8 protein-coding genes are annotated in these 9,446 nt (G+C 48.7%); 2 read left to right on the top strand and 6 right to left on the bottom strand.

What is annotated here, in order from left to right:
* Together QVO97_RS08465 and QVO97_RS08460 are read left to right on the top strand one after the other, a co-directional pair.
* Window positions 1-881, top strand: an 881-nt coding sequence (locus QVO97_RS08465) for an MATE family efflux transporter (protein WP_288189420.1), incomplete at its 5' end; no start/stop codon positions are given.
* A gap of 226 nt (window positions 882-1,107) precedes the next feature.
* Window positions 1,108-1,938, top strand: coding sequence for a deoxyribonuclease IV (locus QVO97_RS08460; RefSeq protein WP_022359905.1), 831 nt, complete (start codon window positions 1,108-1,110; stop codon window positions 1,936-1,938).
* Between the two features lie 53 nt (window positions 1,939-1,991).
* Here the strand turns inward: QVO97_RS08460 and QVO97_RS08455 are convergent, their stop codons facing one another.
* From QVO97_RS08455 to QVO97_RS08430, 6 genes are all read right to left on the bottom strand, one after another.
* Entirely contained in the window at window positions 1,992-3,191 is a 1,200-nt protein-coding gene (locus tag QVO97_RS08455) for an ATP-binding protein (protein ID WP_273379450.1), read from the bottom strand.
* Window positions 3,192-3,380: 189 nt separating this feature from the next.
* Entirely contained in the window at window positions 3,381-4,304 is a 924-nt protein-coding gene (gene metA / locus QVO97_RS08450; protein WP_022359903.1) for a homoserine O-acetyltransferase MetA, read from the bottom strand.
* Between the two features lie 172 nt (window positions 4,305-4,476).
* Entirely contained in the window at window positions 4,477-6,438 is a 1,962-nt protein-coding gene (gene ligA, locus QVO97_RS08445; protein ID WP_022359902.1) for an NAD-dependent DNA ligase LigA, read from the bottom strand.
* Between the two features lie 111 nt (window positions 6,439-6,549).
* Entirely contained in the window at window positions 6,550-7,338 is a 789-nt protein-coding gene (locus tag QVO97_RS08440) for a pseudouridine synthase (RefSeq protein WP_022359901.1), read from the bottom strand.
* Between the two features lie 192 nt (window positions 7,339-7,530).
* Complete coding sequence (queA, locus tag QVO97_RS08435) at window positions 7,531-8,556, bottom strand: tRNA preQ1(34) S-adenosylmethionine ribosyltransferase-isomerase QueA (RefSeq protein WP_022359900.1); 1,026 nt, start codon at window positions 8,554-8,556, stop codon at window positions 7,531-7,533.
* Between the two features lie 170 nt (window positions 8,557-8,726).
* Window positions 8,727-9,446: hypothetical protein (locus tag QVO97_RS08430; RefSeq protein WP_288189413.1), on the bottom strand; the 720-nt coding region annotated here is incomplete at its 5' end.

The raw sequence follows: 9,446 nt of genomic DNA, 5'->3' as shown, positions 1-9,446 counted from the left end.
CCCGTATCAACGCCGCCCCTCTGCTTTCTCCGCTTCTTGCCCTGACACTCCCCCTCATGGCGAATCGCCTCACGCTCAGCTTTCTCCAAAGCCTCGAAGCCATCTTTGTACCGAACCAGCTTCTCCTCTCCGGGCTCTCGCGGGTTGAATCGGTCAGTATTTACGGAGTTCTCACAGGCATGGCACTCCCCTTTGTCCTCTTTCCGTCCGCCATCACCAACTCCCTCGCCGTCGTCCTGCTCCCGGCAGTCTCGGAGGCGCAGGCGCAGAATCAGCCGGACAAAATCGAACACACCATCTCCATGGCGCTCCGATACAGCCTGTACATGGGAATTCTCTGCGTCGGGCTCTTCACCCGCTTCGGTCCAGCACTGGGCGAAACCTTTTACCACAACGCCGATGCCGGACGTTTCATCCAGATTTTATCCTGGCTCTGCCCGTTTCTCTACCTCTCCACCACCATGGGAAGTATTTTAAACGGGCTTGGAAAAACGGGAACCGTCTTCGTCCACCATACGGTTTCCATGCTTCTCACCCTGTCGCTCGTCCTTTTCGCCATCCCGCGATGGGGAATTTTCGCCTATCTGGCGACGCTTCTCATCAGCGAACTGGTGCTCGCCTTTCTCCACATCCACGCCCTCTCCCACGAAGTCCCCATCCGGCTGCCGCTTGGCCAAGGGATCGTAAAGCCCGTCTTCTGCCTCCTGACAGCGCTTGGAATCCTGCAGGGTCTTGAGAGGTCAAATCACCTTTTACACACTCTTTTTACGTTTGAAACACTCCCGCACCTGTTTCCGTCGGTGCTTTTCCAGGCTGGGGGCCTCTGTCTTTTGTATGCGGGCGGACTGCTTTTATTACATAAAAAAATGGCATCGAACTGATTCCAATGCCATTCTCGTTTTAATCCTAACCTGTTTACTGCTTTTATAAAATTATATTTGATAATACAGCTTCCCTCTTAACCGTCTTCTATGCTATCATAAGTCTATCATAAATACTAAGTTCAGCCATTTCGTTCGGCTCTGCTTCAATATCACTGCTGCCAAGTCAATCCGCAGCATCAGATATCACACAAATCATTTACTACACATACGGAGGTTCCTAATCATGCTTACAATTGGATGTCATCTTTCCTCTTCCCGCGGCTATCTCGCCATGGGAAAGGAAGCGGTCAAAATAAATGCCAATACGTTTCAGTTTTTTACCCGGAATCCGCGCGGTGCCAAAGCCAAAGACATCGATCCAGAAGATGTTGCTAAATTTCTTTCATTTGCAAAAGAACATGGGATTGAAAAAATTCTCGCCCATGCTCCTTACACCTTGAATGCCTGCTCTGCCGATGAGGGAATCCGTGACTTTGCCCGCCGCACCATGGCGGATGACCTGGCGCGCATGGAATACACACCGGGAAACTGCTATAATTTCCATCCGGGAAGCCATGTAAAGCAGGGCGTTGAAACCGGCATTGCCTTCATTGCCGAAATGTTAAATTCCATTTTGAAACCGGAACAGACTACAACCGTTCTTCTGGAAACCATGTCAGGAAAAGGAAGTGAAGTCGGCAGCCGCTTTGAAGAGCTTCGGGAAATCATCGACCGCATTGAGCTCTCCGACCATCTCGGTGTCTGCCTGGATACCTGCCATATCTGGGATGGCGGCTATGACATCGTCAATCACCTGGATGAGGTTCTCACCGAATTTGACCGCGTCATCGGTCTTTCCCGTCTGCGCGCCATCCACTTGAATGACAGCCTGAATCCGCTTGGCGCTCACAAAGACCGCCATGCACGCATCGGCGAAGGTTACATCGGAGCCGAAGCCCTGATCCGCGTCGTACAGCATCCCGCGTTAAAGCATCTTCCCTTCTATCTGGAAACGCCGAACGATCCGGATGGATATGCGGCGGAAATCGCGCTGATGCGGGAACATGCCCGGTAATTTAGATGGAACGCATATAAGACTTGCGCGCGTAATCTAGAAGAGTGGATTTCCTATTTCTGCTCTTCCTGATTTTCTTTCTCCCACTCCCCAAATTCCGGAAGTCTCCTTATAAATCCACTGAACTCTGGTACCGTAAAATCCAATTCTTTATAGCGGACTGCATAAATAATCCCTTTATTGATCAGCTGCGCTCTCGACGTAGAAATGGCACTGACCGTCTTATGCATAACCTGCGCAATATTTGAAATCGTACATGGCAGTTTATCGCATGAGACCATTGCAAAAATAAACTTCTTATCCGCTTCCGAACATCTCTCGTAGCGCACCTTAAAAAATCCATTATCTAAGTTATGGAAAAATTCTGGAATGCAGGATTCCACATGTTTCTCATCGATCCGCTTTCCATCTGTGTTCTGAAAGACAATCTGGCATAATTGCTGGATAAAAAATGGATAGCCCTTCGTAATATCAATGATTTCTCCAACCGCCTCGTCCGTATAGGAAACATTTAATTTTTCCGCTGGTTTCCGGATTGCCTCGATCGACTGATCGCGATCCAGAGAATCTATCTCTTTATAAATAAACAGCCGTTCTGAATATGATTTTGCTTCCGACAGCATGGCATAAATTTTAGGCAGTCCAGCTCCAATCAGCATAAGAGGATAGCCAAGCTGATTGGTCCGATGAAGTGCCGCAATTAAAGCTCCCAGCTCTTCCGGTTTCATATACTGAATTTCATCAATAAAAAAACAAAGCGGCGATTCCGTCTTATACGCCGTTTCCCCTAACGCCGTAAATACATCTGTCAGACTCTGTGTCAGGTTACTTGTACGATACAGCTCCCGCTCCTGCAGCGACAGAGAAAATGTATTTCCATCTGGATCAAATGAAACAATCAAAGATTTAATTGCATCCAATGGCTTCTGTATCAGTGATTTAAATTTTTCTGCAGTACTGATCTGACGCAAAAAAGCCTGCGAACAGCTTGCAATCTGAGAAATAAAATCTTTTCGTTCTTCCACCTCAATGTGTTTACAAAAAATTCCTTTTTCTTCGGCAATTTCCTGAAGCTTATTGATAAGAACGGTCTTTCCCACTCCTCTTAAACCGCTGAAAATAACCGACTGGGTCGGAATCCCCAATTTCAGGGCATCAAGCAAATCCCGGATCGCATCCATATCGGCATCTCTTCCAGCCAGATACGTCGGCATCAAGCCCGCTCCGGGTCTGTATGGATTAATTTTAAACATACCAATCACCTCTGCGTTCATTATCCCATTTTCATACGTACAAGTCAATGGCAATCCGCTTTTAAGTATCAAAAAGTATCGTTTTTATTCTATAACTTTTAGAAAAGGCTGTCGCCCCAGGCACTCAATCTGCTTCCAATCCATGGAACCAAATTTAAATTTGCCTGATGTGACAGCCTTTTTCTCTTTTTATTCCTGCTCGTCCTCCTTCAGCACATACGGCGTCATCTGGTATACATAGTAATTCAGCCAGTTCGTGTACAGCGTGTTGGACATATTTCTCCATTTCAGCACCGGCATGGAAAATGGATCGTTGTCCGGGTAATAGTTGCACGGTACCTGCGGATTTAAGCCTTTTTTCAGATCGCGGTGGTACTCGTTGTTTAACGTCATGCGATCATACTCTGGATGCCCCTGAACGAAAATCTGGCTTCCATCCTGGTTCATCACCAGAAATACGCCAGCCTCATCCGATTTCGCCAGAATCTGCAATTCCGGATGTTTCAGAATATCCTCTTCCCGGTCTTCCGTGTAACGGGAATGCGGGCAGTAAAAATAATCATCGAGACTACGGACCAGCGGGATCTTCCGGTTCAAAAGACGATGTCTGTAAATGCCGGAAAGCTTTGTCTTTCTCTGATGTTTCTGAATTCCATAATGATAATAGAGTCCCGCCTGCATGCCCCAGCAGATATGAAACGTCGAGGTCACATGCGTCTTGCTCCACTCCATGATCTTCGTCAGCTCGTCCCAGTAGTTGATCTCCTCAAACTCCATATTCTCCACCGGCGCACCGGTAATAATCATACCATCAAAGCGCTTGCGGCGGATCTCGTCAAACGTCACATAAAACTTATTCAGATGCGTCTGTGATGTATTTTTCGAAACGTGCGTTTCCAGCATCAGGAATGAACAGTCCACCTGCAGCGGTGTATTCGAAAGTGCCCGCAGAAGCTGCGTCTCCGTATCCTCCTTGATCGGCATCAGGTTCAAAATCAAAATCTCCAACGGACGAATATCCTGGCTCATCGCCCGATCCTCATCCATCACAAATATATTCTCAGATTCCAAAATTGCCCTAGCAGGAAGATCCTTTTGTATTTTAATTGGCATGGTTATATATCCCCTTTTTATATAAAATTCGTTTGAATTTTAGGATTCTATTATATACCGATATGATTCATTTCTACTTACAATAAAAACTATATCAGCATTCCTAATCATAACACAAGCTGCAAAAAAAAGCCAGCTAAACACTGTCTGGCGTCCGGCTTTTTCACCTCTCTTATAGCTTCAAAAACTCCTCCTCCGAAAGAATCGGCACCCCCAATTCCCGCGCCTTCTTATTCTTCGAGGACGACGACGCCACATCATTATTGATCAGATAATTCGTCTTGGACGTCACGCTTCCGGTCACCTTGCCGCCGCGGCGCTCAATCAGCTCCTGCAGCTCTTTCCGGTTTTTGAAATGTTCCAGCGAACCGGTAATGACGAAGTTCATCCCGGCGAATGCCTCATCTGCACCCTCGCTGCTTTCTTCGTCTCCTGCTTCAAAGGTCAGCTCCGCCAGCAGATGATCGACGATCGCATTATTCTTTCCATCCGAAAAGAATGCCGCCCACGCCTGCGCCAGAACTTCCCCGATTCCATCAATCTCGACCAGCTCTTCCACGGTGGCGTGGCGCATCGCCTCAAAATCATTTTTAAAATGACGGCAAATCATCTTGGCATTTGCCAGACCGATGCCTGCAACGCCCAGACCGTACACCATTCTCGGCAGGGTCGTGTGGGACGCTTTCTCAGCCGCCGCAATCAGATTGTCATACGATTTCTGCCCGAATCCGTCCATCTCGACGATCTCTTCCTGATGACGGTCCAGATGGAAAATGTCCGCATACTCATGAATCATGCCGACGCCGATAAATTTCTCCAGCGTCGCCTCTGAAAGTCCCGCAATATTTAACGCATCGCGGCTTGTAAAAAGAGTAAAACTCTTGATCTTCTTCGCCTGGCAGTCCGGGTTCGTGCAGTAGAGTGATTTTACATCATTGAGCTGGCGCACCTCCGTCTGACCGCCGCACACCGGACATACCTCCGGAATATCCCGGACGCCGCTGCGCGTCAGGTTATCCGCGATCTGCGGAATAATCATATTTGCCTTATAAACCGTAATCCGGTCGCCTGCCCCCAGCTCCAGCGCCTCCATGATGCTGATGTTGTGGACACTGGCGCGGCTGACCGTCGTTCCCTCCAGCTCAACCGGTTCAAATACTGCCACCGGGTTAATCAGCCCCGTTCTCGACGCGCTCCATTCAATATAGAGAAGCTTCGTCTCCTGAATCTCATCCGCCCACTTGAATGCGATCGAATCGCGCGGGAATTTTGCCGTCCGCCCCAGCGACTGGCCGTAGGCAATATCATCATACAAAAGCACCAGTCCATCCGACGGCGTATCATTTTCCGCAATCGCCTCAGAATACATTTTGACCGTCTCCGGCAGCGTCTCTTTTGTCACCTCATGGTACTCTACGACCTCAAACCCCTGTGTTTTCAGCCATTCAAACTGCTCTTTCCGCGAATTTTTGAAATTAATGCCATCCGCCTTTACAAGGCTGAACGCATAAAAATGGACCTGTCTCTGCGCTGTGATTTCGCTGTTTAACTGACGCACCGAACCGCTGCATAAGTTTCGCGGATTCTTATATTTCGCATCGACATCCTCGATCTGCTCATTGATCTTCTCAAAATCCGAATACCGGATGATCGCCTCGCCGCGCAGGATAAGCTCACCCTGGTAGGAAATATTTAACGGCACATTGACGAACGCCTTTGCATTTGCCGTGATAACCTCGCCGATCTCACCATTTCCACGCGTAACCGCCTTGACAAGTGTTCCATTCTGATAGGTCAGGACGATCGTCAGACCGTCCATCTTCCAGGATAAAAGCCCGGTCTGCCCGCCGAGCCAGTCTGCCAGCTCTTCCACGCTCTTCGTCTTATTTAACGAAAGCATCGGTTTCTCATGGCGCTCCTTCGGAAGCGCACTGACTACCTCATATCCTACATTCTGCGTCGGGCTGTTCGCAAACACAATTCCCGTCTCTTTCTCCAATGAAACCAGTTCATCATAAAGCTTATCATACTCAAAGTTGCTCATGATCTCCCGGCTCTCCTGATAATAGGCGCGCCCTGCTGCCCGCAGCGTCCCAATCAGCTCCCGTATCCGTTTTGTCTTGTCCTCTGCCATCTATCTGACTCCACCTTTCCCATCGCTCTCTCCACTGCCTCTGAATGCGTTTTCAAGCATTTCTATGCAACCTCATATGTGAACCTGCACTGACTGCCAGACAACATTGTCTCAGCCATTCTTCTTTCCGTTCAAAATATCTTCTAATTTCTGTCTCTCTGCCGCTGTCACTTCCCGGTACTCGCCTGTTTTCAGCCCATCCAGCGTAATGTTCAGCATCCGGACGCGTTTTAACGTCTGCACCTGGTACCCCAGCGCCTCGCACATCCGGCGGATCTGGCGGTTGAGTCCCTGGGTCAGGATGATCCGGAAACTCGTCTTCCCGGTCTTTTCCACCTCACAGGGACGGGTAACCGTATCTAAAATCTTCACTCCTGCGCTCATCTTCCGGACAAACTCACTATCAATGGGTTTATCCACCGTTACCAGATATTCCTTTTCATGTCCGTAACGAGCCCTTAGAATCCGATTGACCAGCTCGCCCTCATTCGTCATGAGAAGCAGCCCTTCTGAATCCTTGTCCAGACGCCCGATCGGGTAAATCCGGACCGGATAATCTAAAAATTCTACGATATTTTCTGCCCGATCTTTATCAGAAGTCGTGCAGACAATCCCCCGCGGCTTACTGACCGCTAAAAGCACCGGCGCATCCTTGCCGGACACCGCTACGCCATCGCACGCCACGCGCTGTCCCGGCATCAGCTTCTGCCCGACCTCTGCCACGCGCCCATCGATCGTCACACGCCCGTCCGCGATCCGCCGATCCGCCTCCCGACGGGAGCAGATGCCCGCCTCGCTCAAAAAGCGATTTAAACGAACGCCTTCCGCTGGAATCCGGGATTCCTGCTTTTCACTTGGCTGTGCTCTCTTGTATGATTTATCATTTTGATTTTTTTGCATTTTATTCATCTCATTTCGATTTATTGTGCCGTAGGATTCCGGCAACCAAAGTATAAAAATTATAACATTTTCGTCCATGGGGTTCAAACAGTTTTCGAAAGAATAGAGAATGTTTCATAGGGTACACTTTCCTATGAAATAAAAAGACCCATAGCACGTTCACTATGAGTCTTTCTTAAACACATATCCTGCTTACTGAATAAACATCGCATCCCCAAAACTAAAGAACCGGTATCTCTGCCGGATCGCCTCTTCATACGCCGTGAGCACGTGTTCTCTGCCTGCCAGTGCGGATACCAGCATGACGAGTGTGGACTCCGGCAGGTGGAAGTTTGTGATCAGGCAGTCCAGAATCTTGAACTGGTAGCCCGGATAGATGAAAATGTCGGTCCAGCCGCTGCACGCGCGGATCGTGCCGTCCTCAGCCGCTGCGGATTCAATCGTCCGGCAGCTTGTCGTACCAACACAGATGATGCGTCCGCCATTTTTCTTCGTCTCATTGATCATGTTGGCGGCATCTTCCTCGATACGATAGAACTCCGAGTGCATATGATGATCCAGTACATTCGAAACCTTGACCGGCCGGAAGGTTCCCAGACCCACATGAAGTGTGACGTGCGCGATCTTGACGCCCATTTCCTGAATCTGTGCCAGCAGCTCTTTCGTGAAATGCAGACCTGCTGTCGGTGCAGCCGCCGATCCTTCGTGTTCCGCATAAACCGTCTGATAGCGGTTCTTGTCCTGCAGACGGTGTGTGATGTATGGCGGCAGCGGCATCTGGCCGAGCTGGTCGAGAATCTCCTCGAAAATACCCTCGTAGGAGAACTGAATCAGCCGGTTTCCTTCCTCTACCACATCAATAACGGTTCCCTTTAACAGACCGTCGCCAAAATTAATCACGGTTCCCGGCTTTGCCTTTTTGCCCGGCTTTACCAGCGTCTCCCAGATATCGTTCTCACGGCGTTTCAGAAGAAGAATCTCGATGTGTGCATCCGTTCCCTCCTTGCTTCCGATCAGACGCGCCGGGATAACCTTTGTGTCATTGATCACCAGGCAATCGCCCGAATGAAGATAATTGACAATATCCTTAAACACCTTATGCTGCATCTCACCCGTCTTTTTATCCAGCACTAAAAGCCGGGAAGAAGAACGATCTTCCAGCGGATCCTGTGCAATTAACTCCTGCGGTAAATCATAATAAAAATCTTTTACATCCATTCTTTGTGCCTCTTTGTCTTTCTATATCTGTACTTTCGCTTTATATAAATCAATTAGTTTTATATCTTATATGCTATCAACCATTTCTCTATGCTCCGGAATATCCGCTTTTCAGCTTTCCATACCTTAAAAACTTTATTTTTCCAGCCAGACGAATTCAATAAAGCATTTTAAGGATTTGACGCAGCCGGTTCCGACTCCTCCTGCATATAAGATGCGCCCTGTTTCATAAATTCCACGCGCTCTTTCAGCGCTTCATCCTGCTCCATCGCCGCATCCATTGCTTCATCCGTCTGCTTGCTGAGAAGGCGCACATCCTCATTGACCGACAGCTCTTCAAAATACTGCGTCAGCTCTTCGGACATTTTCCCGTCATCGATCTGCCAGCTTCCGTCCTCCGCCCGGACCGCATAGATCCGCACCAGACTCGGTGCCGGTGTCTCCACGCCCGTATACAAAATCTCATAATACACATACGCTGCCATCTCACCGTCCCTAAGCCCCGGCGTCGTATAACATTTCACATTCTGGTACCCGGAAATGTACTGCTTCTGTTCTTCAAATTCCTGACGGTAGTGTTCTTCCTCACTCGTATCCTGTGAGGTAAACAACTTCACAAACGTATCCATATCACAGTCGGAAACCGCCTGAAAATAAGTATTCATCAGCTCTGTGATCCCCGGCTCGCCATTCTCTGTCAGAATACATCCGCCAAAGTCCTGAATATATTCTTTCGTGTCCGGCTCAATCACCATTCCAGATCCGCCTGTATCCACCATTTCTGCCGGTAAGCCATCCTTTTTCCCCAGAATGTCTGTTATTTTCCCGGAAAACATCGCCACCGAGCCAATCATAATCAATACAATCACCGCCGCAAGCAGCATCACATA

This window comes from Clostridium sp. CAG:43 (assembly GCF_000434655.1).
Taxonomy (GTDB): Bacteria; Bacillota; Clostridia; order Lachnospirales; family Lachnospiraceae; genus Otoolea; species Otoolea fessa.
The sequence above is the reverse complement of the archived record's forward strand: the minus strand, read 5'-3'. Positions and strand labels throughout refer to the sequence as shown.

What these genes read in the sequence shown, in the direction of transcription:
- queA (WP_022359900.1), bottom strand. Translation starts at nt 8,556, where the DNA reads ATGGATGTAAAAGATTTTTATTATGATTTACCGCAGGAGTTAATTGCA.
- metA (WP_022359903.1), bottom strand. Translation starts at nt 4,304, where the DNA reads ATGCCAATTAAAATACAAAAGGATCTTCCTGCTAGGGCAATTTTGGAA.
- QVO97_RS08440 (WP_022359901.1), bottom strand. Translation starts at nt 7,338, where the DNA reads ATGCAAAAAAATCAAAATGATAAATCATACAAGAGAGCACAGCCAAGT.
- QVO97_RS08455 (WP_273379450.1), bottom strand. Translation starts at nt 3,191, where the DNA reads ATGTTTAAAATTAATCCATACAGACCCGGAGCGGGCTTGATGCCGACG.
- QVO97_RS08460 (WP_022359905.1), top strand. Translation starts at nt 1,108, where the DNA reads ATGCTTACAATTGGATGTCATCTTTCCTCTTCCCGCGGCTATCTCGCC.
- ligA (WP_022359902.1), bottom strand. Translation starts at nt 6,438, where the DNA reads ATGGCAGAGGACAAGACAAAACGGATACGGGAGCTGATTGGGACGCTG.